This is a genomic window from Kitasatospora sp. NPDC056446, assembly GCF_042796115.1.
In the GTDB taxonomy this organism is placed as follows: Bacteria; Actinomycetota; Actinomycetes; order Streptomycetales; family Streptomycetaceae; genus Kitasatospora.
In genome coordinates this window covers 108,873-133,448 of the sequence record NZ_JBHTRF010000008.1, presented here as the reverse complement: position 1 = coordinate 133,448, position 24,576 = coordinate 108,873, and the positions used below count along the sequence as shown (strand labels likewise).

Here is a 24,576-nt window from a genome sequence, read left to right as displayed (position 1 = left end):
ACCCGTTCGGAGTAATTCGACGGGCGGAAGCGCCGTGATCACGCCTGTGGGCCGTCCGGCCGACATGCGGTCCCCCGAACGGTTGACCAGGGTGGACCGGGTGCGGGCGGCAGCGGGCCGCCCACGGACGGAAGGGCGGACCGCATGGGCGGAACGGACAGGCGGGCGGTCATCGGCGAGTTCCTCGGGACCTTGCTCCTGGTGCTGCTGGCGGTGGGCGCCGCGGTACTCGCGGGCGACGCGATCGGCCCGGTGGGCATCGCGTTCGCGTTCGGCTTCGTGCTGCTCGCGCTCGCGTACGCGCTCGGGCCGGTCTCCGGCTGCCACGTCAACCCGGCGGTGACGCTCGGCTTCCTGCTGGCACGCCGGATCGACGGGCGCACGGCGGTGTCGTACTGGGTGGCCCAGTTCCTCGGCGCCATCGCCGGCGCGGCGCTGGTCCTGCTGCTGGCGAAGCAGATACCGGGGCTGGACACGCACGACAAGCTCGGCACCAACGGCTGGGGCGACCGCTCCCAGGTGCACATCAACGCCGGGGGAGCGTTCCTGACGGAGGTCGTCCTCACCTTCCTGCTGGTGTACGTCGTCCTCGCGGTCACCCACCGGCTGGCGGTCGTCGGCTTCGACGGGCTGCCGATCGGCGTCGCCCTGGTCGTCGTCCACCTGGTCGGCATCCCGCTCACCGGCACCTCCGTCAACCCGGCGCGCAGCCTCGGCCCGGCGCTGTTCGCGGGCGGCGGGGCGATGTCCCAACTGTGGCTGTTCCTGCTCGCCCCACTGGTCGGCGGCGCCCTCGCGGCGGCCGCCCACCTGGTGACCCACCCGCAGCCGAACCTCGCCGCCGCCGAGGCGCTCGCCACGGACGCCCGGGCGCGCGCGTAGGAGTAGGAGGCGGCCGGGGGTGCGCGGGGGCGTGCCGGCGGTGTGCCTGCGGTGTGCCGGGGGTGTGCCTGGGGCGGTGGATGCCGGCGGATGTCGGCGGATCCCCGCCCCCGGCCCCTCCGGTCGGTAGAGTCGCGCCCATGGTGACGGTGAACGCGGCGGGAAGCCCCGCGGCCGGGCGGCTGGCCGGCCGGTCCTGTGTGGTGACGGGTGCGGCGAGCGGTATCGGGCGGGCCGTCGCCGAGCGGTTCGTCCGCGAGGGAGCGTCGGTGGTGGCCACCGACATCGACGCCGCCGGGCTGCGCCGCCTCGCCGAGCAACTCCCGGGCGCCGTCAGCACGGTGGTGGGCGACGTGGCCCGCGACGAGGACGCGCGGCGGATGGTGGAGGCCGCCGTGGACCGGCACGGGCGACTGGACGTCCTGGTGGCCAACGCCGGGGTGATCCCGCTGATGGAGATCACCGAGGCCACCGCCGAGGACTGGGACCGGGTGATGGCCGTCGACGGCCGCGGCATGTTCTTGACCTGCAAGTACGCGATCCGCGCGATGACCGCCCAGGAGCGGCCCGGCGGCTCGATCGTCTGCCTCTCCTCCATCTCCGGCGAGGCCGGCCAGCGCGGCCAAGCGGTGTACGGGCCCGCCAAGTTCGTCGCCTCCGGGCTCACCAAGCACCTCGCCGTCGAGTGGGCCGACCGCGGCATCCGGGTCAACGCCGTCGCCCCCGGCACCATCACCACCGAACGCGTCGCCCGGCTGCGCGACGAACCCGGCGGCCCCGAGTACCTCGCGGCGATCGAGAAGCTCCACCCGATGGGCCGCCTCGGCGCCCCGGCCGAGGTCGCGGCCGCCGTGCTGTTCCTGGCCTCCGACGACGCCTCCTTCATCACCGGGACCGTCCTGCCGGTCGACGGCGGGTACCTGGCGCAGTAACTCCCCGCGTGGCGCTGGGCTCACCGTCGTCGCCCCGGACGCGGGCCGTCCGGCACGTGGGGACTGCGCGCCCGGCCCGACCCGGGTACCCCCGGGCGTCGGCGGGCTCCTCGGCGGCGAGGAACTCGACCAGGGCGGAGACCCCATCCGGCCCGTGCCCGGCGTCGACCGCCCGCCGGGTGAGGGTGAGTGCGGCGTCCAGTACGGAGGTGCCCAGCGAGGCGATCCGGGCCGGCCGTCCGTCGCCGACCGGCCGCGGGCCCGCCACCGTCCGCCCGCCACCGTCCGCCCGGGACCGGCCGGACGGAAACCCGATGGCGTGCGCTCCCGCGCCGTGCTGGAGTGAACGGATGGATCACGATGAGGTACTCGCCCTGTTCGACGACCGGATTCGCCGCGACGCCCGGCCCGACGGCCCCGGCGTCCGTGTGGAGCGCGTAGGCGCGGTGGTGCGGCAGACGGGTGCGGCGGCCGCCTGGAACGGTGTGCTGTGGTCCGGCCTGGACGAGGCCGGGGCGGACGCGGCGATCGTCGAGCAGGTGCGCCACTTCACCGGGCTGGGCCTGGAGTTCGAGTGGAAGACCTACTCGCACGACCGTCCGGCGGACCTCGGGGAGCGGTTGCTCGCGGCCGGGTTCACGGCCGAGCCGGCCGAGGCGCTGATGATCGCCCGGATCGCGGACCTGCCCACTGAGGTCGTCCTGCCCGAGGGCGTGCGCTTGCGGCAGGTGACCGATCCGGCCGGGGTGGACCTCATGGTGGCGGCCCACAACGAGGCCTTCGGCACCGACCTCCCCGGCCTGCGCGAGCGGATGCTCGACCACCTCCGGCACGGTACGGACACGGTCCGCATGGTCGTCGTCATGGCCGGCGACCGTCCGGTGTCCGCCGCCCGGATGGAACTGATCCCCGGCACCGGGTTCGCCGGCCTCTGGGGCGGCGGCACCGCCCCCGACTGGCGCGGCCGGGGCATCTACCGGGCCCTCGTCGCCCACCGGGCCCGCGTCGCGGCCGAGCTCGGCTACGAGTACCTCCAGGTCGACGCGAGCGACCAGAGCCGCCCCATCCTCCAGCGCCTGGGCTTCGCCTGGGTGAGCACGACGACGCCCTACGTGTACCAGCCGTAGCCGGGACGGGCGGCCGGGCGGGCCGCGTCTCACGCGTCTCCTGTGTGCCTGTGTGCCTGTGTGCCTGTGTGCCTGTGTGCCCGTGTGACGGTGTGCCTCCCTGCCGATCGGCAGGGAGGCACACCGGGCTCTTCCGCTCGGGTTGTGCCGTTCGGTACATGTGCGGAAGGCGCTCCGCGGGGCAGGGTGGGGACACCGAGAACGGGGGCCGTCCGGGCCCTCGGGAAGGGAGTCGCACCATGGTCCGTCGCTGCCACCCCCGCGCCCTCCGCCCGGAGGCCGCCAGGAGTTCCCTTGCTTCACCGTCAACCCGTCAACAGCCCCGAACTCATGCCCTAGTCTCGGCAGATGACGCTCTACTTCGACCCGGTGGCCGCCCTCGGGAACGACCGCGATGCCTTTCGGGGCCGCTGGGAGGACCGGGTGTGGCTCAACGTCCCCGGGCCCCTCTACGGAGGGGAGACGGACACCTGCTGGACGGGGCGCCTCTCGGCACCCGCCCACGTCCTCTATGGTGGCGAGCACCTCAGCGAGTACGTCTACCGCCAGCCCGGAACGCTCGCGGACACCGCCCTGCTGGTCGAAGCGGCAGACAGTGACCCATTCCTCGGGTACGGCTGCGACGGCGACTCCCGGTGGACACCGGAAGCCGTCCGGGAGTGGTGGCGCGACCGCGGCCAGGTCGTGCAGTACCTCTCCGACCGGCGGAGCATGTGGGAGGAGTGCGATGCCCGGGCGGACCAGGGCGTCGCCGCCGCGGTCCGGGACTTCGAGCTCTACATCGCCGGCGGCCTGGCGAGCGACCTGCGGATCTACCTCTACTGGCTGCAGGAGCGGAAGTCGCCCACCCCCGACGACCGATTGCCCGAGTTGTGAACGAGGAAGCCCGACCCGTCCGCCGGACCTACGACCTACGACGGCAGCCCCCTCGGAGCCGCCTGAACCGAAGCCCAAAGGGCGGAACTGCCCCCGGCGGACAGGACGTTACCCGGACATGCTGAGCACGGTGAGCGTCACGGGAAGCCTGCTGTTTCCCGCTGCCCTGGTCGCAGCGTTCTTCCTGCTGGCCGCCGCGAGACAGCTCGTGCTGCGGACCCAGCGGCCAGGGTGGGTGCTCCAGCGTTTGCAGCGGCACGACGACCCGGGCGAGCGCGGCGTCGGAGCCACCGCGACCGAGGAACTGCACGCTCTCCTCTACGCCGGCAAACGGGTGCAACTGGAGCAGCGTCGGATCGAGCTGGTCCTCCGCGATGACGAGAACGACGGCGCACCCCCCAGGACCGGGATCGACCTCGATGCCGGCACCGCGAGGATCCTCCGTGCCCCGGGCGGCAGCCCCAGCACACCGAACCGCGTCCAACCACCCCAGGAGGACCAGGCCCTGTCCGGCACATGATGGTCCTCTGCTGAGGGATACCTGTGTTCGCGATGGGCTTCGGCTCGCGACTATCACGGAGGCGATCATGGGGATCGAGCTCGAACTGCACTCCGAGCGGCCCACGTGGACCGAGTCGGAGGTCTGGCATACGTCGAGGGCAACGCTCCTCCGGGGATCGTACGAACACGGCGAGGCGTTGGAGCAGCTACTGACCAGGCTGGGCCGGGACAGCCCGGGCGGTCTCGGCTCGGTCGACCGTGTCGGCGACACGCTGTTCGACGAGCGCGAGGCCGAGGCTGCCCTCCGGGAGATTCCCGGTCTCCTGCGGCAGTGCGTCCACGAGTCGCAGACGGTCGCCGTCCACGACCTCGCGACGCTGCTGGCCTCCTGCGCGGCGACGCCCGGCAGCCACCTGTGGTTCATGGGGGACTAGGGTCCGTCCGGCCGAGGGCAAGGCCCACGGCTCAAGTCGCTCCGAAATGATCAGCCGGAGCGTTGGATCACATCTCCCGGCGGTTGGCGGGCCAGGGGATCTCCTGGAGGACGTCCTCAGGAGTCGGCGCCGCGTCCGGATAGTGGCGGCGGATCTCCCGGATTACTGAGGCGTCCGCAGTGCAGAGGTCCCAACTCGTGCTGTCGAACTCCCTTAGCACCACCCTCAGCTCATCGCCTGCGTACCCCGCGAAGTCCCCGTCGACAAACTGGAGGTCCGGTGCGACCAGGGCCAGTAGCTCCAGGGTGCCGATCCCGGCGCCGGAGGAAGCCCTCTCGATCTCGGCGAACCTGGTGACCAGTCGGGCATCGTCGATCCGCACCTTCCAGGTGAGACCGATCCCGAAGTTCCCCAGGCGCACAAGGAGTTCCGCCAGCGTGACGTAGTACCGATCGGCGGCGCGGTCCTGCCCGGGAGGACGGTCACGCCAGGCCGCGAACGTGACCGACTGAAATCCGCCAGGGGACTCTGCCATCGCTGCGGGCTCCGTTCGCATGAGCGGATCAGTGTGCTCCCACATCATGATCTTCCCCGACCGTACCTGCAGATCATTTCGAAACCGTCAGCAATCGTCGTATCCACTCGTCTTTGGTCGGATCTCCCACGGCGGCCCGTCCTGGCGTACTGGCGCCTCGCTGCTCCTAGCGGCCGTCGTTCCCGTCGAGCCGGGGCAGGCCGGCCGACAGCCCGGTCGGTAGGTCGGTGGCCTCGGTGGGCTCGCCGGAGAAGACGACCTCGCCCCGGTGCAGGACGTGGACGACGGCGGCTCCGGTGAGGGTGTGCGGGAGTGACTGTGCGGCGAGCACGACCGTTCGGCCGCCGGCGGCGTGGGACAGCAGGCGGGCGTGCAGCCGGGCGGTGATGGCGGGGGCCAGGCCGCGCTCGGGTTCGTCGAGCAGGAGGAGGGTCGGGCGGGCGGCCAGGGCCCGGCCGATGGCGACGAGTTGCCGCTGTCCGCCGGAGAGGGTGCCGGCCCGTCGGTCCAGCAGGGCCGCCAGCTCGGGGAAGAGGTCCAGTACCTCGTCCTGCCCGGGCCCTCCGAGGCCCAGGTTCTCGGCGACGGTCAGGGACTCGAACACGCCGCGTTCGGCCGGGACGAGGGCGAGCCCCTGCCGCGCCCGTCGGTGTGCGGACTGCCCGCCGAGGTCCCGGCCGCGCCAGGTCGCCCGTCCGCCCGACAAGGGCACGATCCCGGCGAGGGCGTGCAGTGCGCTCGTCCGTCCGGCGCCGTTGCGGCCGAGCAGGACGGTGACGGCGGCGGAGGGGAAGGCCAAGTCGACGCCGTGCAGCGCCTCCAGCGGGCCGTACCGGACCCGGACGGCGCGCAGGGCGGCTTCGACGGGCATCAGGCCACCCCGCGATCCGGCGGTTTCTGTACCGCCGGTCGTTCCTGCGCCGCCGCCCGGGCGTGCGTGGTCATGTCGCCGCTCCCCAGGCGCGGGTGACGCGGGGGTCGGCGAGGACGGTCGGGGCGGGGCCGCCCGCGACCATGCGGCCTTCGGCCATGGCGTAGACGGTGTCCGCGAGTTCGGCGACGAGTTCGGCGTCGTGCTCGACCAGCAGCAACGCCATGCCGCGTGCGGCGAGGCCGCGCAGTACGGACACCAGCCGGGCTGTCTGCGCGACGTCGAGTCCTGCGGCGGGCTCGTCCAGCAGCAGTACCCGGGGTCCGCCCGCCAGGGCCCGTGCCAGCTCGACCAGCCGCAGCACACCGGTGGGCTGTGTTCCGGCCGGCTCGGCGGCGAGGTCTTGGAGGCCGAACAGCCGTAGCGCGTCGGCCGTCCGCTGTGCGACGGTCCGGGGGTCGGGCCGGTCCCGTCTCGCCGTCGGCTGTTCGGCGCCGACCCGGACGTTGTCGGCCACGGAGAGGGTGGGGAAGACGGCGATCTGCTGGAACGTCCGGGCCAGTCCGAGCCGGACCCGTCGGTGCGCGGGCAGGGCGGTGACGTCCCGGCCTCCGAGGACGACCCGTCCGGCGTCGGGGCGGACGGTGCCGGCCAGGCAGTCGAACAAGGTGCTCTTGCCCGCTCCGTTGGGCCCGACCAGTGCCGTGATCCGGCCCGGTGACGCCACCAGGTCCACCCCGGCCACGGCCTCGATCCCGCCGTAGCGCCGGACGATGCCCCGCGCGGTGAGGCGGGCCGTGAGGCGGGCGGTGGAGGGGTCATGAGCAACACTCATGGCGGTCCGCCGGTGCCGTGGTGGGGGCGGGTCCACGCGGGGCAGTGGGCGGGGCGCCGGTATGAGTGATGCTCATGGCGGCCCGGGTGCGCGTCGGGGCAGCGGTCCGCACCGGGGGCGGCGGTATGAGCGGCGCTCATGGGCCTGCCCCCGTCGTGCGATCGGTGTCCGGGTGTCATGGCCGGTGAGGAGGCATGAGTGAGGCTCATGACGTCTCGTCCTGCCGGGCCTGCCGGGCCGCGATCGCTGCCCGGAGCCGTTGCCCGGCCGGGGTGAGACGGGAGGAGGGGAGGGACGAGGGAACGCACGTGGGGACGGGCGAGGTGAGGGGCGGAGGGAGGGGCGGGGGAGGGCGCAGCCGGGGGAAGGCGAGCGGGAGCCCGGCGAGGCCGCCGGGGAGGCGGCCAGCGCACCGACGGCCACGGCGGAGACGCCGGCGACGGTGCCGGCGTCGAGGCCGATGAGGAGCGCGGCCGCGAGGACGGCGGCGAGGGCGCTGTCGGCGCCGGCGACGACGACGGCCGCGAACCAGAGCAGTCCGCGCACCGGGTCGAAGGCGGCGGGGTCGAAGGCGCGTCCGGCGAGGCCCATCAGCCCGCCGCCGAGGGCGGCGAGCGCGGCGCCCGCGACGAAGGCGAGGAGCTTGAGGCCCGGGACGTCCACGCCCGCCGCGACCGCTCCCGGTTCGTGGTCGCGCATGGCGGCCAGCGCCCGGCCCAGGCGGCCCCGGTGCAGGCCCCGGACGGCGAGCAGGCCGACGCCGAGGAGCAGCAGTTCGGCGGCGTAGAACGCCCGGTCGTCGGCGAGGAAGGCCGGGCGTTCGAGGACGAGTCCGGTGGTGGCGTACGGCTGCTGGAAGACGAAGCGGCTCATCGCCGTCCCGACCGCGAAGGTGACCAGGGCGAGGGAGAGTCCGCGTCGGCGGATCGCGGGCCCGCCGGTGAGCAGGCCGAGCGGGGCGGTGGCGAGGACGGCGATCAGCAGCGCGGGTACGGCGGGCAGCGGCGGGAGGCCGGGGACGCGGCCGGCCATCAGGAGTCCCGTGCCGAGCGCGCCGAGGCCCGCGTACCCGGCCTGGCCGAGCGAGACCTGTCCGCCGTAGCCGGTGACCACGACGACGGACAGCAGGACGAGGGCGAGCGCGGGGACGAGCAGGGCGCTGCGCAGGTCGCTGCCCCGGAAGCCGAGCGGCAGCAGGAGCAGGACGAGGACCAGGCAGACGGCCCCGGCCGATCCTGCCCGCCCGTTCCGGGCGGGGTCGCGGCTCCCGGCGGGCCGGAGGGCCGGCGGCGCGGCCCCGGCCCGTTCCCCGCCGATGCGCGGCCCGGCGAGCAGCGCGGTGGCGAGCAGGGCGACCACGAACAGGTTGGACTGCACCGCCTCGACCAGTGGCAGCAGCTGCCCGGAGGGGCGCAGCCGGGTGAGTTCGGATTGGGCGATGCCGAGCCCGAGCCCGGTGGCGACGGCGACCGGGATGCTGCGCAGGCGGGCGGCGACGGCGACGGCCATGGTCTCCATGACCAGCAGCGGCAGCCCGTACGGGTCGAGGAGGAGGTACGGCGCGAGGGCGACGCCGACGAGTCCGGCGGTGAAGGTGCCGAACGCCCAGCCGGCGGCGGAGACCCGGTCGGCGTCGACCCCGGTGAGGGCGGCGAGGCGGCGGTCGTCGACGACGGCCCGCAGCCGGAGGCCGAAGCGGGTCCACCGGGTGGTGGTGAAGACGGTGAGGCCGAGGACCAGGATGGCGGCGAGCTGGGCGACGGTATCGGGCCGCAGGCTGTGTCCGCCGGGCAGGCGGATCGGGGCGCCGCCGAGCGGGGAGGGCGCGCCGGCCAGCGGTGCCGCGCCCCACAGCAGTACGGCCACGCCGATGAGCAGGACGAACACGCCGAGCCCGGCGACCATGGTCTCCGCCGGTCCGGCGCCGCGCCGCTGGAGCGGGCGGTAGACCAGGACGTCGAGGAGCACGCCCAGCGCGGGGGCGACGACCAGCAGGCAGCAGGCGACGGCGGGCCAGACCGGCCAGTGCCGCACCACGACGAGGTCGCGCAGCAGGTAGGCGACGGCCATGGCCTGGGCGCCCTGGGCGATGTTGAGCACCCCGGTGGCGCGGTGGCAGACGACCAGGCCGATGCCGCTGAGCGCGGCGGCGCTGCCGACGGTGAGCCCGGCGAGGGCGAGGTCGACGGTGAGGCCGAGCGAGTCGGGGGCGGTCGCGGCGGTCGTCGTGGTCGCGGCGGCGGTCGTGGTGAGCAGGGCGGCGGAGGTCATGGGCGCTCAGTCGGCCGGTGGGGCGGATTCGCCCGGACGGGTGGCAGACGCGGTCGGCGAGCAGAGCGGGCAGGGGCTCAGTCGGCGGGTCCGCACGGTGTCCGGGCCGACCGGTCCGGCCCTCGCCTTGCCGGTGACCAGCGGGCAGTCCGGGCGGTGGTAGCGGGTGCCCCCGGGGACGGCCAGCCATGCCTCGGCGTCCCGGGCGGTCGGGTGCGGGGCGGCGGGCCCGGTGCCCGCGTCCCCGTCCCCGTCCCTGTCCACGTCTCCGTCCATGTCCGCACCGGTGCCGGTGTCGGCGCCGGTGCCGGGATCGTGTCCAGCCTCGGCCACCGGCTCGACCAGCAGTTCGTACAGCCGCTCCACCCGTTGAGGGGTCAGGTCCTCGTCCTCCGGTGGGGGTGGTGGGCGCAGCGCGACCAGGAGGGCCCCGGCCACGATCAGTGCCGCGCCCGGGATGCTGGACGAGGCCAGGTAGGGGATCTGCTGTTCGACGAAGCGCTCCCCGGAGGCCCCGTACCAGCCGAGCACGCACAGCACGGCCCCGGCGGCGACGAGGAGCCGGCCGGTCCACTCCCGCGCTCCCCGCACCGCGCGGCCCCGGGCCGCTGAACCGCTCCGGGCCGAAGTGCCTCGGGCCGTGCCGACCTGACCGCGCGTGCCCCGAAAGGGCGAACTCTTCGGGCTGTTATGAGTGATTTCTCCGCTGGATTGCGATTCGTCCATGGATCCGCCTTCATGGTGTCACCTGAGACGTTTCCAGGATCGGCCTGGAACAGCATCCGGGACACCGAGCATCCGGGACACCGAGCATCCGGGACACCGAGCGGGCGGACCGGGCGGCGCAGTCGAGAGGGAGCACCATGCACGTGACGCGAAGCGGCACCCCCACGGGTGGCGGCCGGGCCCTGCGGACGGCGGGTGCGCTGCTCGCGCTGCTGGTGGCGGGGACGGCGGCCGCGTGCAGCAGCAGTACGTCCGGCTCCGCTGCCTCCGCCTCCGCATCCGCATCCGCCTCCGCATCCGCCTCCTCGTCCGCGTCCTCGGCGGCGGCGAGCGCCACCGGCACCGCCCCCGCCGACCCGGCCGCCGCCAAGGGGGAGATCACCGTCAACTGGGAGAAGTTCTTCGACCCGAACACCCCGATCCCGGACAAGGCCAAGCTGCTCCAGGGCGGCGACGCGCTGCTCCCCGTGCTGCAGGGCTTCTCGCAGGACCCGAGGGTCGGCCAGGTGCAGGCGAAGGTCACCGACGTCGCCTTCACGGACTCCTCCGACGCGACCGTCACGTATGCGCTGTCGCTCCAGGGCACGGTGGTCGAGCCGAGCGCGTCCGGCCGGTCCGTCCTGGAGGACGGTGTCTGGAAGGTGTCCCGCTCGACCCTGTGCGGTCTGCTGACCCAGGCCGGTGGCGCCAGTGGCACCCCGGTCCCCGGATGCAGCTGAGCTCCCCCTCGCGCGGCCGGGCCGCCGACGCGTCCGCGCGCCGGCGGCCCGGCCGTGTCGCGTCGGGGCCGCAGGTCTTCCTCCTGCTCCTCGCGCTCCTGCCGGCCGTCGCCGGCTGCGGCACCCGGCTGCCGGACAGTGCCTTCACCGCCCGCGCGACCCGGCCCGCAGGCGCGACCCCCGGCGCGACGGCGGGCGCGACGGCGGGGACGACGGCGGGCGCGACGGCGGGGACGGGGGAGGGCCACGGGAGCGCCAACCCCGCCTCCGACACGGGCGTCTCCGCCACCGAGATCCGGATCGGCGTCGTCACCTCCCTGACCAGCCCGGTGGGCAGCGAGGTGTTCAGCGGCCCCCGGTACGGCGCCCAGGCCTTCTTCCAGGCCCTCGACGACCGCGGCGGCCTGCACGGGCGGACCGTCCGGCTGGTGACCTGCGACGACGGCGGCAGCGGCGTCGGCAACCAGGACTGCGTGCACCGGCTGATCGACCAGGAGCACGTGTTCGCCTTCGTCAGCGGCAGTGTCCTCGACTACGCGGGTGCGTCGTACGTGAGCGGCAAGGCGGTGCCGGACGTCGGCGGTCAGCCGATCGGCACGGCGTACGACCGCTGGCCGCACCTGTACGGGATCTACGGCAGCGCGGCCCCGCGCGACGGTCGGTCGGTGGGTTGGAACGGGACGCTGTACCAGAGCACCGAGGTGTTCCGTTTCTTCAAGCAGCGGCTGGGCGCGGGCAGTGCCGCCGTGGTCGCGTACAACCAGGCGGACTCGGCCCGTTACGCCGGACAGCTGAAGGCCGGGCTGGAGGCCGAGGGCTACCGGGTGCTGCTCCAGACGGTGGACTTCGCGCTGCCGAACTTCCAGGCGGTGGCGGCGGCCGTGCACGCCGACGGCTCCCAGCTCCTGTTCGACGCCATGGACGGCCGGGGCAACGCGGCGCTGTGTCGGGCGCTGGACGAGGCCGGGGTGACGGTCGCGGCGAAGGTGACCAATGTGCAGAACTGGTCGGAGTCGGTGCGCGATGACTACCGGTCCTCGCCGGGCTGCCGCAACGCGCTCTGGGCGACCTCGTCGAGCCTGGACTACGAGGACGGGCAGTACCCGGCGGTGCGCGACTTCCGGGCCGCGATGGCCCGATACTTCCCGGACCGGGCCGACAAGCTGTCCGCCTGGGAGCTGGAGGGCTGGGCGGGCGCGCAGTGGCTCACCGACGCGCTGGACTCCTGCGGTGCCGCGCCGACCCGGGTCTGCGTCGAGGCGTTCATGAACCGCGCCGAGCGGTACGACGCGCACGGCCTGATCCTGCCCGCCTCCTTCGTCCCGCAGCCGCCGCCCACCGGCCCGGTCCGCGCCTGCCTGAACGCCGCCCGCTGGCAGGACTCGGCCGGGGGCGGGCAGGGCGGCTGGGTGACCCAGGTGCCGTCGATGACGACGAACTGCTTCGACGTGCCGCAGTTGCCGTACAAGCCGTAGGCCTCCCGGGCCGCGGACCGGTCGGCAGGCCCGCCGGTCAGCAGGTCAGCAGGTCAGCAGGTCAGCAGGCCCGCCGGTCAGCAGGTCAGCCGGGGCCGCTGTCGGGGCCGGCTGCGCCCGAGCCGGGCGTCCCGGTGCGGCTGCGGTGACCGGGCCGACCGGTGGCGGCGGCGGACCTGACGCCCGGCGCGGAGCGGTTCCCGGGCGGGCCGTCGTCCGGGAGCCGTTCGACCACGACCATCGCGGCGTCGTCGTCCAGCCGCCCGCCGACGTGGGTGAGCAGATCGCGGCGCAGGCGGTGCAGGAGTGCGGCGGGGCGCTCGGTGCGCCAGATGGTGACCCGCTCGGTGAGCGGGTAGAAGCGCCGCTGGGTGTCCCGGGCCTCGATCACGCCGTCGGTGTAGATCAGCAGCCGGTCGCCGGGGCGGAACGCGAAGGTCTCCACCTCGTAGCGCGTCGGGGCGAGCTCGCCGAGGCCCAGCGGCGGGGCGGGGTGGCGGGCGGCGATGGTGGTGATGCCGCCGGGGCGCAGCAGCAGCGGGGGCGGGTGGCCGCAGTCGATCAGCCGGACCGGGCCGCCGTCGTCGGGAATGTCGAGCAGCACGGCGGTGATGAAGGACTCGCCGCTCTCCTCCGGGGCGGGTTCGGGCGCTGCCCGGGGCAGGCCGCGCAGGGCCTGCGCCGTCTGCCGCGCCTGCCGGGACTGCTCGGCGAGCTGGGCGAGGTCCCAGCTGACGCTGCCGTCCAGGTAGGCGGCCAGGTCCGGCAGGTCGGCGTGCAGGTGGGCGGCGGCCCGGAAGGCACCGAGCAGCAGCGCCGCGTCGCCGAGCGAGGACAGGCCCTTGCCGCGTACGTCGCCGACCAGCAGCCGGGTGCCCGTGGCGGTCCGGGCGGCCGCGTACAGGTCGCCGCCGACCTGCGCCTCGGCCTCGGCGGCCAGGTAGACGGAGGCCAGGTGCAGCGGCCCGATCCGGTCCGGCAGCGGGCGCAGCAGTACCCGCTGGGCGGCCTCGGACACCGACCGGACCCGGGCCAGCTCGCGCTCGTGCCGCTCGCGCAGCACCCGCAGGCCGACGATCAGCGCCGAGACGACGACCTGTGCGCTCAGCTGGGTCTCGATGTTGGCGCTGGTCAGGCCGTCGCGGGCGGCTCCGATGACGGTCAGCGCGGCGAGTGCGAGCAGGGCGACCCCGGCGGTGGCGCGGGGGCCGGCGAAGGAGGCGGTGAGCGCGGGGGCGACGATCAACAGCGGGCCGAGGTGGATGTCCGGCGGGGAGAGCACGTCGACGACGGTGATCAGCACGATCAGCGCGAGCGTCAGCGCCGTCAGCACCCGGCGGTCCGGCCGCCAGGCGCGGCGGCGGTCGGGGGGGTACTGCGCGCGCGGCGGGTGCGGCGCATCGGGACGCTGCCGGAGGGGCACCCCTCCTCTGTACACCGTGGGGGCGGCGGGGCGCACCCCGAGGGGCGGTGGGCGGCCGGTCGACGGGCTCCGTCGTGCCGCCGTTTCCGCCGGGAGTCCTCCCTGTCGGCCTATGCCCCGTCGGCCTCCGCCTGGGCGGCCTATGCCCCGTCGGCCTCCGCCTGGGCGGCCGATGCCTTGGCGGCCTCCGCCCGGGCGGTGCCGGTCAGCCTTCCTCGCCGTAGCGGGCCAGGTAGTCGGCGAAGCGGGCGATGTCCTCGTCGGACCAGTCGGTGAAGCGCGTGGTGAAGGCGTGGCGGCGCTGCTCGTTGGCGTCCCGCAGCAGGGTCAGTCCGGCTTCGGTGGCGCGCAGGATCTGGCCGCGCTGGTCGTCCGGGTCGGCTTCGCGGGCCAGCAGACCGAGCTTCTCCAGGGCGGTGACCTGGCGGCTGACGGTGGACTTGTCGAGCATGAAGTGCGCGGCCACGTCGGCGGCCCGGCAGCCGCCGCGCTCGGTGATCAGGTCGAGGATGCTGTACGTGACCAGGGAGAGGTCGGGGTGCAGCTGGGAGGCCTTGTGCCGGGCACGGCGGGCGAAGGCGGTCAGCTCGCGCTGGATGGTGTCGATGGACGACTGGCGGCCGGGCACGGCGTTCCTACCTCCTCGATATTTGTTGCACTATACAACGGATTCGCCCGGGCTCGCGCGGCGCTCCGGTGCGGACCGTGCCCTCGCGGCCTGCCAGGCACGGGCGGCGGCGATCCGGCGGGTCGCACTCGGGTGAGTGGCGAACAGTAGCTCAAGCGCCCGTGGCGGGTCGACATCGGAGACGTTCGCCAGTGCCAGTCTGCGCTGCATCGCCACGAACTGCTCGGCGTCACCGGTCAGTTCGAGTGCGTGCAGGTCCGCCCGGGCCTCGATCCGGCGGCTCACCGCGCACTGCGCCGGACCCGACAGCGCACCCAGCAGCGCCGCGAGCGCGGCCAGCAGCGGCAGCGCCCGGGGATCCGCCGCGTCCGCCGCCCCGGCGGCGTCCAGCAGCGGCCGCCAGGAGCCCAGCAGACCGAGGACGGCCACCGCGACGGCCGCCCCGACCGCCCCCAGCGCGGTGCCGGCCGGCACGTCCCGGTGCTTGACGTGCCCCAGCTCGTGCGCGACCACCAGCTCCACCTCGCGCGGCTCGGCGGTGGTCAGCAGCGTGTCGTACGCGACGATCCGGCGGGTCGCGCCGAACCCGGAGACGTACGCGTTGAGCGCGGTGGTCCGGCGGGACGCGTCCGCCACCAGGACGTCCCGCACCCGGACGCCGTCCCGCTCGGCCAGCGCCAGCAGCGTCGTACGCGGCTCGCCGGGCGGCATCGGGGTGAAGCGGTTGAACACCGGCTCGATCAGTAGGGGGTGGAGGAAGGAGAGGACGACGGTCAGCAGCGCCGCCGCGCCCGCCGCCGGCAGCCACCAGCGCTGCGGCGACCAGCCGGTCAGCGCGAACAGCCCCAGGGCGATCGGGGGGAACAGGACCAGGGCGAGCCCGAGGCCGCGCAGGGTGTCCAGTGCCCAGCCCGACCAGCCCTGGGTGACCAGCCCGTACCGCGCCCGGACGGTCCGCACCCGGGCGCCGAACGGCAGTTGCAGTGCCTGGCCGAGGACCACCAGGGCCGCCGAGCCCGCCAGGACGGCCGCCGTCCGGGACCCGCCGAACCAGCTGCCAGTGGCGGTGACCAGACCGGCGCCGACGGGGGTGAGGCCGAGCAGCAGGGTCAGCGCCAGGCCCGCCAGCCGGCCGCCCAGTGCCCACGGCAGCTGGGCGCGGCGCAGCGCGCGGCCCCGGGCGCGCTCGGCGGGAGTGAAGTCGGCCGCCGCGTCGGGGGTCGTACCAGTCACACCAGTCGTACCTGGGGCCGCCTCCGGGTCGGGGGTCGGTCCGGGCGTGGGCCGGGGATCGGGGGTGCTGTCCATGGGCGGGTGCGGCTCTTCCGGTCGTCCGGTCTTCCGGGGCGGGTGTCGCGGTTCAGCATGGCGTACCCGGTCGGGCGGCGCGCACTCCTCCGGCCGTCGCGGCCGTGCCGCCCGGTGCGTCCCGGGCCGGGGAGGGTCTGTCGCCGCCCGTCACGTCACACCTCCGGACCTTCGGGCCCCTCTACCTCTCTACCCGTCCCTCGGACATAGGGCCTCCGGACATCCGGACATCCGGGCCTCCGGGCCTTCGGAAATCCGGGCCTCCGGGTCTCCGAACAGTCGGTGCGGGGCGGCGCTTCCGTGCCGTGCCCGCGCCCCTGCAGCGCGTCCGCGCCCCCCTACACACCACGCTGCGCGCCACCCCCGCCGTCGCGCCAGGGACACGGTGGCCGGGACGGGTGGGGTGATTGGGACGAGTGGGCCGGGGGAGGGGGTGCCGGTGTCGTCCTGTGCCCGAAATGTTGCGGATACGGGGCCAATCGGTGCCGAACCGGTGGCGTAGGCTGACCGCTCTTGCATCGTCCTCGGGGGGAACCACTCATGCGCCGTGCCGCGGCCGCCGTCGCGCTGCTCGTCGGACTGACCGCCGTCACGGCCTGCGGGCCGGACGACCCCGACCCGGCCCCGGCCGGTGCGGCGCCCGCCCCGACGTCCGCCGCCCCGACCCCGGGCGCCGCACCCTCCGGCGCCGCCCCGAGCAAGAGCGGCGCACCCCGGCCCGACGGCACCATCACCGTTGCCTTCGCCGGGGACGTCCACTTCGAGGGACGCACCGCCGACCGGCTGGCCGTCCAGCCGCCCGAGCCCGCGCTCGGCCCGATCTCCCGCACCCTCGCCGACGCCGACCTGTCCGTCCTCAACCTGGAGACCGCGATCACCGGGCGCGGCGCCCCGGAGCCCAAGCTGTACACCTTCCGCACCTCGCCCAAGGCGCTGTCGGTGCTCAAGGACTCGGGCGTCGACGTCGTCTCGATGGCCAACAACCACGCCGTGGACTTCGGTGCCGACGGCCTCACCGACACCCTCGCCGCCAAGGACTCCTCGCCGATCCCGATCGTCGGAGTCGGCCGCAACGCCAAGGAGGCGTACGCCCCGTACGTCACCACCGTGCGCGGGGTGAAGGTCGCGGTGGTCGCCGCCAGCCAGGTCGAGGACCTCACCAACCAGAAGTGGCGGGCCGGCGCGAACAAGCCGGGCATAGCCTCCGCTCTGGACGTCCCAGCGCTGGTCAAGGCCGTGGAGTCGGCGAAGCAGCAGGCCCCGGTCGTACTCGTCTACCTGCACTGGGGCGAGGAGGGCAAGGCCTGCCCGACCTCCGCCCAGACCACCGTCGCCAAGAAGCTCGCCACCGCAGGCGCCACCGCCGTGGTCGGCACCCACGCGCACACCATGGTCGGCTCGGGCATGATCGGCAACACCTACATCGGGTACGGCTTCGGCAACTTCCTCTGGTACGGCACCTCCAACTACCCCAACTCCAACGAGACCGGCGTCACCACCCTCACCCTCACCGCCGCGGGCAAGGTGACCGGCGAGGCCTTCACCCCGGCCACCATCGACGACAAGGGCATCCCGGAACCGGTCACCGGCGCCGCCGCCGAGGCCGCCCTCAAGCGCCGCGACGGCCTGCGCGGCTGCGCCGCCCTCACCCCGGCCCCGACCGCACCCGCCGCCGCCGCGCGCTGAGGCGGCCGTACGCCCCTCGGCGGGGGCCGGCCTTCGGGCGGCAGTAGCTGACCACCACTCGGCTCGCGCCGTGGCGCCCCTCCGAGGGTGACCGGTTGGTCTGACGGGCGGTAGTGCCGCCGCCTTTGTTGCTGTTGCTGTTGCTGTTGCCGACCGACCGACCGACCGACCGACTGGCGGTCAGGTCAGGTCAGGTCAGGTCAGGCCGGGTCGCGGCTCTGGCCAGGGGGTGCCCGCGTCGCCGACCGAGACGGTCCGTCTCGTCTCGCCCCGTCGGATGCTCGGCCGACCGGCATTCGGGTCGATGTATCGACCGGTGGTTCGAATTGACGCTCGCACAGGCCTTCGGCGTAAGCGAACAACTGTGTTAGGTTAGGCTTGCCTAATCTTGCTGGTCGGAGGGGATGTCCTGTGCAGCAGCAGTCCGAATTCGCCGGTTCCGTCGCCATGGTGACCGGGGCCGGGCAGGGCATCGGCGCGGCCGTGGTCCGGGCGCTGGTGGCCGAGGGAGCCGTCGTCGCGGCGGTGGACCGCAATGCCGGGGCGCTGGAGGCCCTGGTCGCGGAGGTGCCGGGCGTCAGACCGTACGTGCTGGACGTCTCCGACGCCCAATCGGTGGAGAAGACCGTCGAGTTGATCGAAGAGCAGCTCGGGTCGATCGCCACGCTGGTGAACGTCGCGGGCATCCTGCGGACCGCGCCGGTCGTCGAACTCACCGACGCCGACTGGGCGGACACCTTCGCCGTCAACACCACCGGGGTCTTCCACACCAGTCGGGCCGTCGGCCGGCGGATGGCGGACCGGGGGCGCGGGGCCGTCGTGACCGTCGGGTCCAATGCCGCCGGGGTGCCCCGGGCCGGGATGGCCGCCTACGCGGCGTCCAAGGCGGCGGCCACCATGTTCACCCGCTGCCTCGGCCTGGAGCTCGCCCGGTCCGGAGTGCGGTGCAATGTGGTGTCGCCCGGGTCGACCGACACCGAGATGCAGCGCGCACTGTGGGGCGAGGACGCGGAGGCGTCCGAACAGCGGGTCATCGACGGCGACTTGGGCTCCTGGCGGGTCGGCATCCCGCTCGGGCGGATCGCCGCGCCCGCCGACATCGCGGAGGCCGTGGTGTTCCTGGCCTCCGACCGGGCGCGGCACATCACCATGCACGACCTGTACGTCGACGGCGGCGCGACCCTGCGCGCCTGAGCCGCCCCCGGCCCGTGGAACCGCCGGCGCCCGTGGAACCCGGGCACCTGTGGAACCCCCGCGCCCGTGGAACCGCCGCTTCCCCGCAGCTCCTTCAGCTCCCCCGTAGAACCGTCCCAGACTGGAGAATCCACCGTGACCACGGTGCACCACGCCCTGGCGGCCCCCGCCGCCGGCGGCCCCGACCACGCCGTCATCGGCGCGGCCAGCGGACTGCTCGGCCAGTACCGGGCCGCCCCCGACCAGGCGTTCTTCGCCTCGCCGACCCGCACCCTGCTCGCCGACGGCGTCCGCGCCCGGGTGCCGCAGGACGGTCGGCCGCTGCCCGTGCGGGTCGCCGAGACGCTGGCCGAGGCGGGCCGGGCCGGGGGCGAACTGCCGCTGGTGGTCGGCGCGGTGGCCTTCGACCGGGACAGCAGGGTCGAGCTCTCCGTGCCCGAGCGGGTCCGGACGGCCGGGGCGCTGGGCGACGACCCGCTGATCGCGCTGCCCGCGCCGGCGGCCGAGCGGACCGACTGGCGGATCCGCCCCGTGCCCGAGCCGGAGGCGTACGGCGCGGGCGTCGCGGCGGCCGTCGAGCGGCTGCGCGGCGGGGAGTTGAGCAAGGTGGTGCTGGCCCGGACGCTGGAACTGAGCGCGGCCGAGCCGCTGGACCTGCCCGCGATCCTGCAGCGGCTGGCCCGTCGCGACCCGGGCGGCTACACCTTCGCCGTCCCGGCCGGCGGCGACCGGACGCTGATCGGCGCCAGCCCCGAACTCCTGCTCTCCCGCCGGGGAACGGCCGTGCTGGCCAACCCGCTGGCCGGCTCGGTGCCGCGCAGCGAGGACCTCGGCGAGGACGTCCGGCGCGCCGCCGCCCTGCTGGAGTCGCCCAAGGACCTGCACGAGCACGCGGTCGTGGTCGATGCCATCCGGGAGGCGCTGGCGCCGTACTGCCGCACCCTGGACGTGCCCGAACGGCCCACCCTGGTACGGACGGCCGCGATGTGGCACCTGGCCACCACGATCACCGGCGAACTGGCCGACCCGGCGGTCTCCGCCCTGGAGCTCGCCTGTGCCCTGCACCCGACCCCGGCGGTCTGCGGTACGCCGACGGACGTCGCGCGCCGGGTGATCGGCGAGGTCGAGCCCTTCGACCGCGGCCTCTACACCGGCATGGTCGGCTGGGGCGACGCGACCGGCGACGGCGAGTGGGTGGTCACCATCCGCTGCGCCGAGGCGGACGAGCGGACGCTGCGGGTGTACGCCGGCGCCGGGGTGGTCGACAGATCCGATCCGGCGGCCGAACTCGCCGAGACCAGTGCCAAGTTCCGCACCTTCCTGGACGCCGCGGGGGTGTCCCGGTGACGCCGTCGGAGGGGTTCACCCCGTACCCTGCCGAGTTCGCCGAGCGCTACCGGGCCGCCGGGTACTGGCGCGGCGAGACCTTCGGGCGGATGCTGCGCGAGCGCGCCGCCGCGCACGGCGAGCGGATCGCCGTCGTCGACCCGGGCGGCCACTCGGTGGCGGCGGGCGACCGGCGCTGGACGTACGCCGAACTCGACCGCCGGGCCGACCGGATGGCCGCCGGGCTGCTCGCCCGGGGGATCCGGTCCGGTGACCGGGTGGTCGTCCAACTGCCCAACGCCGCCGAGTTCTTCGAGGTGGTCTTCGCCCTGTTCCGGATCGGCGCGCTGCCGGTCTTCGCACTGCCCGCGCACCGGTACACCGAGATCGGGTACTTCTGTTCCTTCACGGGCGCGGCGGCGTACGTGGTGCCGGCCGTCGAAGGCGGCTTCGACTACCGCGAACTCGCCTCCCGGGTCCGGGCGGAGAGCCCCGCGCTGCGGCTGGTGCTGGTGGCCGGCGAGGACCCGGGGGAGCACGTCCGGCTGTCGGACGTGCCGTGCGACGGGGCCGGCCCCTCGGACGAACCCGAGCCCGGCGACGTGGCCTTCCTCCAGCTGTCGGGCGGCAGCACCGGCGTGCCGAAGCTGATCCCGCGCACCCACGACGACTACATCTACTCGCTGCGCGGCTCGGTCGAACTGTGCGGGCAGGACGCGGACAGCGTGTACCTGTGCGTGCTGCCCGCCGCGCACAACTTCCCGCTCAGCTCGCCGGGTTCGCTCGGCACCCTGTACGCGGGCGGCCGGGTCGTGCTCTGCCCGCAGCCCAGCCCGGAGACCGCCTTCCCGCTGATCGAGCGCGAGGGCGTGACCATCACCGGCCTGGTGCCGCCGCTCGCGCTGCTCTGGCTGGATGCGGCCGAACGCGGCGCCCGGGGGTACGAGAGCCTGGAGGTCCTGCTGGTCGGCGGTGCCAAGTTCAGTACGGAGGCGGCCCGCAGGGTGCGTCCGGTGCTGGGCTGCACGCTCCAGCAGGTGTTCGGGATGGCCGAGGGACTGGTCAACTACACCCGGCTGGACGACCCGGAGGAGCTGATCACCACCACCCAGGGGCGTCCGATCTCCCCGGACGACGAGGTCCGGGTGGTCGACGACCAGGACCGGGACCTGCCCGACGGCGCCACCGGCCACCTGCTGACGCGCGGCCCGTACACCATCCGCGGCTACTGGAACGCGCCGGAGCACAACGCCGCCTCCTTCACCGCGGACGGCTACTACCGCACCGGCGACCTCGTCCGGCGCACCCCGACCGGCCACCTGGTGGTCGAGGGGCGGGCCAAGGACCAGATCAACCGGGGCGGCGAGAAGGTCGCGGCCGAGGAGATCGAGAACCACCTGCTCGCGCACCCCGCCGTGCACGACGCGGCCGTGGTGTCGATGCCCGACCCGTACCTGGGCGAGCGCACCTGCGCGTACGTCGTGCTCCGCCCCGAGCACCTCGAACAGCCGCCGAAGGGCGTCGAGTTGAAGCGCTTCGTGCGGCAGCGCGGGCTGGCCGACTACAAGGTGCCGGACCGGGTCGAGTTCGTCGCGGCCTTCCCGGCCACCGGCATCGGCAAGGTCAGCAAGAAGGACCTGCGCGCGGCCATCGCGGCCTCCCTCACCGCCCGTTGATTTCCGTCTAGTTGCTAAGGAACGACCACCGTGGGCCTGCCCCGCATTCCCTCCTATCCGATGCCCGCCGCCGAGGAACTGCCCGCCAACCGGGTGGCCTGGACGGTGGACCCGGCGCGCGCCGTCCTGCTGGTGCACGACCTCCAGAACCACTTCCTGGGCGCCTTCGACGCCGAGGCCGCTCCGGTGCCCGAACTCCTCGGCAACGTCTCGGCGTTGGCGGGTGCGGCGCGTGCCGCCGGGGTGCCGGTGCTCTACTCCGCGCAGCTCGGCGGGCAGAGCGCGGCCGAACGCGGACTGCAGCAGGACTTCTGGGGGCCGGGCATCCCGGACGACGCCCGGGCCACCGCGATCGCCGACGCCGTCGCGCCGGCGCCGGGTGACACGGTGCTCACCAAGTGGAAGTACAGCGCCTTCGTGCGCACCGAGTTGGAGCGGCTGCTGCGCGAGCAGGGCCGGGACCAGCTGGTGATCACCGGCGTGTACGCCCACATCGGGGTGCAGGCCACCGCCTGCGACGCCTGGATGCAGGACCTGCCGGCCTTCGTGGTGGCCGACGCGGTCGCCGACTTCGGCCCGGCCGAGCACCGCGCCGCGCTGGCCTGGGTGGCCGGGCGCTGCGGGATGGTCACCACGACGGAGGCCGTGCTCGCCATGCTGGACGGCAAGGGCGCGGCGGACGGCGGGACGGGCAAGGCTGCCGAGACGGACGAGACGGACAAGACGGACGAGGTGGACGGGAAGTGACGGGCGTGGGCTTCACGGTGGAGCGGATCCGGGCCGAGGTCGCCGACCTGCTCGGCGAGGACCCGGCGGACATCCCGCTGGACGAGAACCTGGTCGACTGGGGGCTGGACTCCATCCGGCTGATGACGCTGGCCGAGCGCTGGCGGGCGGAGGGCGCCGATGTGGCGTTCGTCCGGCTCGCGGAGCGCCCGGCGGTCGAGGCCTGGGCCGAACTGCTGGGTGCGGCGTGATGGAGGCGGTCGTCCGGGACGCCGTCCCGGGGGGCCTGCGGGGCGCCGTCGCGGAGTTGCTGCGGGAGGAGGCGCCGATCGGGGTGCCTCCGCTGCCCCGCCGCCCGGTCGCCTACCCGGCGACGACTGTGGTCGGGCCGGTCGAGGCACAGGCGGCCCGGACGCCGGACGCGCCGGCCCTGGTGCTCGCGGGCGGGGAGACCGTCACCTACCGGGAGCTGAACGCCTCGGCCAACCGGCTGGCGCGCGCCCTGGCCGCCCGTGGGGCCCGCCCCGGCACGGTGGTCGGCCTGGCCGCCGCCAGTCGACCGGCCGACCTGGTGACGGCGCTGCTGGCCGTGGTGAAGTCGGGTGCGGCCTACCTGCCGCTGGACCCGGCGGACGCGCCCGGGCGGCGTGAGCGGGTGCTGGCGGAGAGCGCGCCGGTGTGCGTGCTGGGGGAGGGGGTGCCGGGGGCGCTCGCCGGGCTGGAGACGGACGGAGAGCTGCCCACCGACCCGCCGCGGGCGCTCACCCCGCACCACCTGCTCTGCGTCGGCTACGGCCCGGGCGGGCGGCCGACCGCGGTGCGGCTCACCCATGGCGAGGCGGACCGCCGGGTGCGCGAGTTGCAGGAGGCCCACCCGCTCGGCCCGGGGGACCGGGTGCTGCACCTGGGGCTGCCGCTCTGGGAGTTCCTCTGGCCGCTGCGGACCGGTGCCGCCGTGGTGCTCGCCGACCCGCGCTGGGAGGGCGAGGTCGGGACGCTGGTGCGGGAGCTGGGCGTGACGGCGGTGCGGGTGGCGTCGTCGGCGCTGGCCGACGGCTGAGGGTCGACGGCTGAGGGTCGACGGCTGAGGGCGGGCGGCTGACGGCCGGCGAGCGACAAGTGACAAGTGACAACTTTCAGCGAACAGATTTCGTTATCTGTTCGCTGAAAGTTGTCGGCTGTCATTCGTTCGTCGCCACCGCGTTCACTGCCCCGCTCGGGTCCGCCGCCAGGCCCGCGGCGAGGCTCGCGGCGAGGTCCGCGGCCGTCCACGCCATCGCCACCGCGCCGTCCAGGACGGCCCGCTCCGCCTCCGCGCCCAGCGCGGCCTCCGCGAACGCCGCTTCGTGCGGGGCGCAGGCGCCGCCGGTGATGTCCAGTACCGGATGGATCGAGGGCACCACGTGCGACACGTTCCCCATGTCCGTACAGGCGAACGGCCCGCTCTCGACCGGCTCCGGCCGGCCGAGCGCCGCCGCGTTGGCCCGCCACAGCGTCAGCAGTCCGGAGTCGGAGCGCATGTCCAGGTAGTCCGGCTCCGGGCGGGTCAGCTCCACCTCGCATCCGGTGGCGAGGGCTCCCGCACGGAAGCAGTCCTCGACCCGCGCGCGCAGTTCCACGAGGTCCTCGGCCGCCGAGGCCCGGATCTCGTACTCGGCGCTCGCGCTGTCCGGGATGAGGTTGGGTGCCGTCCCGGCCGCCGTGGTGACGCCGTGCACCCGCCAGTGCGGGGGGAGTTGCTGGCGCAGCAGCCCGATCGCGACCTGTGCGACGGTCAGCGCGTCGGCGGCGTTGCGGCCCTCGTGCGGGTTGAGGCTCGGGTGGGCGGCCCGTCCGGTGTAGCGGACGGACAGCGTGCCGAGCGCGAAGGAGCGGAAGTCGGCGACCTCCACCGGGCAGGGGTGGACCATCATCGCCGCGTCCACGCCGTCGAAGGCCCCCGCCTCCAGCAGCAGTGCCTTGCCCGCCCCGCGTTCCTCGGCCGGCGCGCCGATCACCCGTACGGTGAGCCCGAGTTGTTCGGCGTACGGGGCGAGCCCGAGTGCCGCGCCGAGGCCCGCGGCGGCGATCAGGTTGTGTCCGCAGGCGTGTCCGAGGCCGGGGAGCGCGTCGTACTCGCAGACCAGGGCGACGGTGACCGGTCCGCTGCCGAGGCTCGCGCTGAACGCGGTGGCCAGGCCGTGTGCGGGGGCGGTGACGAGGTAGCCGTGGTCGCGCAGCAGTTCGGCGCACCAGGCGGCGGCGCGGTGCTCCTCGAAGGCGGTTTCGGGGTGGGCGTGGATGCGGCGGCTCAGTGCGAGCAGTTCGTCCCGGTGTGCGTGCACGCGGTCGTGGACGTCCTGCTTGATCTCGGCCGGGGCCAGGGTCGGGGCCGGAGTCGAGGTCGGGGCCGGCAGCGGCATCGGCGGCTGGTGCAGGGGCATGG

Annotated in this window: 24 protein-coding genes; 15 read left to right on the top strand and 9 right to left on the bottom strand. The window is 74.6% G+C overall.

The features are described from left to right. Positions 1-144: 144 nt before the first annotated feature. The 6 genes from ACFQ6N_RS08060 to ACFQ6N_RS08035 all read left to right on the top strand — a co-directional run bounded on the left by ACFQ6N_RS08060 (position 145) and on the right by ACFQ6N_RS08035 (position 4,752). Positions 145-882, top strand: a complete 738-nt coding sequence (locus ACFQ6N_RS08060) for an MIP family channel protein (RefSeq protein ID WP_380647698.1) — start codon at positions 145-147, stop codon at positions 880-882. Between the two features lie 140 nt (positions 883-1,022). After that, the gene (locus ACFQ6N_RS08055; RefSeq protein ID WP_380647697.1) at positions 1,023-1,814 is read left to right on the top strand and encodes an SDR family NAD(P)-dependent oxidoreductase; all 792 of its coding nucleotides are present in this window, start codon (positions 1,023-1,025) and stop codon (positions 1,812-1,814) included. Positions 1,815-2,164: 350 nt separating this feature from the next. After that, entirely contained in the window at positions 2,165-2,941 is a 777-nt protein-coding gene (locus tag ACFQ6N_RS08050; RefSeq protein WP_380647696.1) for a GNAT family N-acetyltransferase, read from the top strand. Positions 2,942-3,289: 348 nt separating this feature from the next. Next, a complete protein-coding gene (locus tag ACFQ6N_RS08045) occupies positions 3,290-3,817 on the top strand; it encodes a ferredoxin (protein WP_380647695.1) in 528 nt (175 codons plus the stop codon). Between the two features lie 130 nt (positions 3,818-3,947). After that, complete coding sequence (locus ACFQ6N_RS08040) at positions 3,948-4,337, top strand: DUF6191 domain-containing protein (RefSeq protein ID WP_380647693.1); 390 nt, start codon at positions 3,948-3,950, stop codon at positions 4,335-4,337. Positions 4,338-4,404: 67 nt separating this feature from the next. Beyond that, positions 4,405-4,752, top strand: coding sequence for a hypothetical protein (locus ACFQ6N_RS08035; RefSeq protein ID WP_380647691.1), 348 nt, complete (start codon positions 4,405-4,407; stop codon positions 4,750-4,752). A gap of 67 nt (positions 4,753-4,819) precedes the next feature. Here the strand turns inward: ACFQ6N_RS08035 and ACFQ6N_RS08030 are convergent, their stop codons facing one another. The 5 genes from ACFQ6N_RS08030 to ACFQ6N_RS08010 form a co-directional block, all read right to left on the bottom strand. After that, on the bottom strand, positions 4,820-5,287 hold the full coding sequence (locus tag ACFQ6N_RS08030) for a hypothetical protein (RefSeq protein WP_380647689.1): 468 nt from the start codon (positions 5,285-5,287) through the stop codon (positions 4,820-4,822). A gap of 166 nt (positions 5,288-5,453) precedes the next feature. Beyond that, positions 5,454-6,158, bottom strand: a complete 705-nt coding sequence (locus ACFQ6N_RS08025; protein ID WP_380647688.1) for an ABC transporter ATP-binding protein — start codon at positions 6,156-6,158, stop codon at positions 5,454-5,456. A gap of 70 nt (positions 6,159-6,228) precedes the next feature. Beyond that, positions 6,229-6,993 (bottom strand): ABC transporter ATP-binding protein, encoded by a 765-nt coding sequence (locus ACFQ6N_RS08020; RefSeq protein WP_380647685.1) that lies wholly within the window; start codon positions 6,991-6,993, stop codon positions 6,229-6,231. Between the two features lie 72 nt (positions 6,994-7,065). Further along, entirely contained in the window at positions 7,066-9,264 is a 2,199-nt protein-coding gene (locus ACFQ6N_RS08015; protein WP_380647683.1) for an ABC transporter permease, read from the bottom strand. A 6-nt stretch (positions 9,265-9,270) separates the two neighbouring features. After that, positions 9,271-9,855, bottom strand: coding sequence for a hypothetical protein (locus tag ACFQ6N_RS08010; RefSeq protein WP_380647682.1), 585 nt, complete (start codon positions 9,853-9,855; stop codon positions 9,271-9,273). A gap of 272 nt (positions 9,856-10,127) precedes the next feature. Between ACFQ6N_RS08010 and ACFQ6N_RS08005 the strand changes: the two genes are divergently transcribed. Together ACFQ6N_RS08005 and ACFQ6N_RS08000 are read left to right on the top strand one after the other, a co-directional pair. Next, positions 10,128-10,709, top strand: coding sequence for a hypothetical protein (locus tag ACFQ6N_RS08005; RefSeq protein WP_380647680.1), 582 nt, complete (start codon positions 10,128-10,130; stop codon positions 10,707-10,709). Then, entirely contained in the window at positions 10,700-12,184 is a 1,485-nt protein-coding gene (locus tag ACFQ6N_RS08000; RefSeq protein WP_380647679.1) for an ABC transporter substrate-binding protein, read from the top strand. The genes ACFQ6N_RS08005 and ACFQ6N_RS08000 overlap by 10 nt, the downstream gene beginning before the upstream one ends. An 85-nt stretch (positions 12,185-12,269) precedes the next feature. On the opposite strand, the gene ACFQ6N_RS07995 is transcribed toward ACFQ6N_RS08000, so the two are convergent. From ACFQ6N_RS07995 to ACFQ6N_RS07985, 3 genes are all read right to left on the bottom strand, one after another. After that, complete coding sequence (locus ACFQ6N_RS07995) at positions 12,270-13,517, bottom strand: PP2C family protein-serine/threonine phosphatase (protein ID WP_380647764.1); 1,248 nt, start codon at positions 13,515-13,517, stop codon at positions 12,270-12,272. Positions 13,518-13,812: 295 nt separating this feature from the next. Further along, positions 13,813-14,235, bottom strand: coding sequence for a MarR family winged helix-turn-helix transcriptional regulator (locus tag ACFQ6N_RS07990; protein ID WP_380647678.1), 423 nt, complete (start codon positions 14,233-14,235; stop codon positions 13,813-13,815). Between the two features lie 30 nt (positions 14,236-14,265). Then, positions 14,266-15,468: a M48 family metalloprotease gene (locus ACFQ6N_RS07985; protein WP_380647677.1), complete on the bottom strand. Its 1,203-nt coding sequence runs from the start codon at positions 15,466-15,468 to the stop codon at positions 14,266-14,268. 615 nt (positions 15,469-16,083) lie between these two features. Between ACFQ6N_RS07985 and ACFQ6N_RS07980 the strand changes: the two genes are divergently transcribed. The 7 genes from ACFQ6N_RS07980 (at position 16,084) to ACFQ6N_RS07950 (ending at position 23,211) form a co-directional block, all read left to right on the top strand. Beyond that, complete coding sequence (locus ACFQ6N_RS07980; RefSeq protein WP_380647676.1) at positions 16,084-17,229, top strand: CapA family protein; 1,146 nt, start codon at positions 16,084-16,086, stop codon at positions 17,227-17,229. Positions 17,230-17,607: 378 nt separating this feature from the next. Beyond that, complete coding sequence (locus tag ACFQ6N_RS07975; protein WP_380647675.1) at positions 17,608-18,423, top strand: 2,3-dihydro-2,3-dihydroxybenzoate dehydrogenase; 816 nt, start codon at positions 17,608-17,610, stop codon at positions 18,421-18,423. Positions 18,424-18,558: 135 nt separating this feature from the next. After that, the gene (dhbC, locus tag ACFQ6N_RS07970; RefSeq protein ID WP_380647674.1) at positions 18,559-19,770 is read left to right on the top strand and encodes an isochorismate synthase DhbC; all 1,212 of its coding nucleotides are present in this window, start codon (positions 18,559-18,561) and stop codon (positions 19,768-19,770) included. Next, entirely contained in the window at positions 19,767-21,425 is a 1,659-nt protein-coding gene (locus ACFQ6N_RS07965; protein WP_380647672.1) for a (2,3-dihydroxybenzoyl)adenylate synthase, read from the top strand. Before dhbC ends, ACFQ6N_RS07965 begins: the two co-directional genes overlap by 4 nt. A gap of 30 nt (positions 21,426-21,455) precedes the next feature. Beyond that, a complete protein-coding gene (locus ACFQ6N_RS07960; RefSeq protein WP_380647670.1) occupies positions 21,456-22,172 on the top strand; it encodes an isochorismatase family protein in 717 nt (238 codons plus the stop codon). Then, the gene (locus ACFQ6N_RS07955; RefSeq protein WP_380647668.1) at positions 22,169-22,402 is read left to right on the top strand and encodes a phosphopantetheine-binding protein; all 234 of its coding nucleotides are present in this window, start codon (positions 22,169-22,171) and stop codon (positions 22,400-22,402) included. The genes ACFQ6N_RS07960 and ACFQ6N_RS07955 overlap by 4 nt, the downstream gene beginning before the upstream one ends. Further along, positions 22,402-23,211: an AMP-binding protein gene (locus tag ACFQ6N_RS07950; protein WP_380647666.1), complete on the top strand. Its 810-nt coding sequence runs from the start codon at positions 22,402-22,404 to the stop codon at positions 23,209-23,211. Before ACFQ6N_RS07955 ends, ACFQ6N_RS07950 begins: the two co-directional genes overlap by 1 nt. A 121-nt stretch (positions 23,212-23,332) precedes the next feature. Here the strand turns inward: ACFQ6N_RS07950 and ACFQ6N_RS07945 are convergent, their stop codons facing one another. Then, positions 23,333-24,553, bottom strand: coding sequence for an amidohydrolase (locus ACFQ6N_RS07945; protein ID WP_380647763.1), 1,221 nt, complete (start codon positions 24,551-24,553; stop codon positions 23,333-23,335). Positions 24,554-24,576: the final 23 nt, after the last annotated feature.

Excerpts from the sequence above, each read along its gene's own strand:
- ACFQ6N_RS08060 (WP_380647698.1), top strand. The coding sequence starts at position 145 with ATGGGCGGAACGGACAGGCGGGCGGTCATCGGCGAGTTCCTCGGGACC.
- ACFQ6N_RS08055 (WP_380647697.1), top strand. The coding sequence starts at position 1,023 with ATGGTGACGGTGAACGCGGCGGGAAGCCCCGCGGCCGGGCGGCTGGCC.
- ACFQ6N_RS08050 (WP_380647696.1), top strand. The coding sequence starts at position 2,165 with ATGGATCACGATGAGGTACTCGCCCTGTTCGACGACCGGATTCGCCGC.
- ACFQ6N_RS08045 (WP_380647695.1), top strand. The coding sequence starts at position 3,290 with ATGACGCTCTACTTCGACCCGGTGGCCGCCCTCGGGAACGACCGCGAT.
- ACFQ6N_RS08035 (WP_380647691.1), top strand. The coding sequence starts at position 4,405 with ATGGGGATCGAGCTCGAACTGCACTCCGAGCGGCCCACGTGGACCGAG.
- ACFQ6N_RS08030 (WP_380647689.1), bottom strand. The coding sequence starts at position 5,287 with ATGGCAGAGTCCCCTGGCGGATTTCAGTCGGTCACGTTCGCGGCCTGG.
- ACFQ6N_RS08025 (WP_380647688.1), bottom strand. The coding sequence starts at position 6,158 with ATGCCCGTCGAAGCCGCCCTGCGCGCCGTCCGGGTCCGGTACGGCCCG.
- ACFQ6N_RS08020 (WP_380647685.1), bottom strand. The coding sequence starts at position 6,993 with ATGAGTGTTGCTCATGACCCCTCCACCGCCCGCCTCACGGCCCGCCTC.
- ACFQ6N_RS08015 (WP_380647683.1), bottom strand. The coding sequence starts at position 9,264 with ATGACCTCCGCCGCCCTGCTCACCACGACCGCCGCCGCGACCACGACG.
- ACFQ6N_RS08005 (WP_380647680.1), top strand. The coding sequence starts at position 10,128 with ATGCACGTGACGCGAAGCGGCACCCCCACGGGTGGCGGCCGGGCCCTG.
- ACFQ6N_RS08000 (WP_380647679.1), top strand. The coding sequence starts at position 10,700 with ATGCAGCTGAGCTCCCCCTCGCGCGGCCGGGCCGCCGACGCGTCCGCG.
- ACFQ6N_RS07980 (WP_380647676.1), top strand. The coding sequence starts at position 16,084 with ATGCGCCGTGCCGCGGCCGCCGTCGCGCTGCTCGTCGGACTGACCGCC.
- ACFQ6N_RS07950 (WP_380647666.1), top strand. The coding sequence starts at position 22,402 with ATGGAGGCGGTCGTCCGGGACGCCGTCCCGGGGGGCCTGCGGGGCGCC.
- ACFQ6N_RS07945 (WP_380647763.1), bottom strand. The coding sequence starts at position 24,553 with ATGCCGCTGCCGGCCCCGACCTCGACTCCGGCCCCGACCCTGGCCCCG.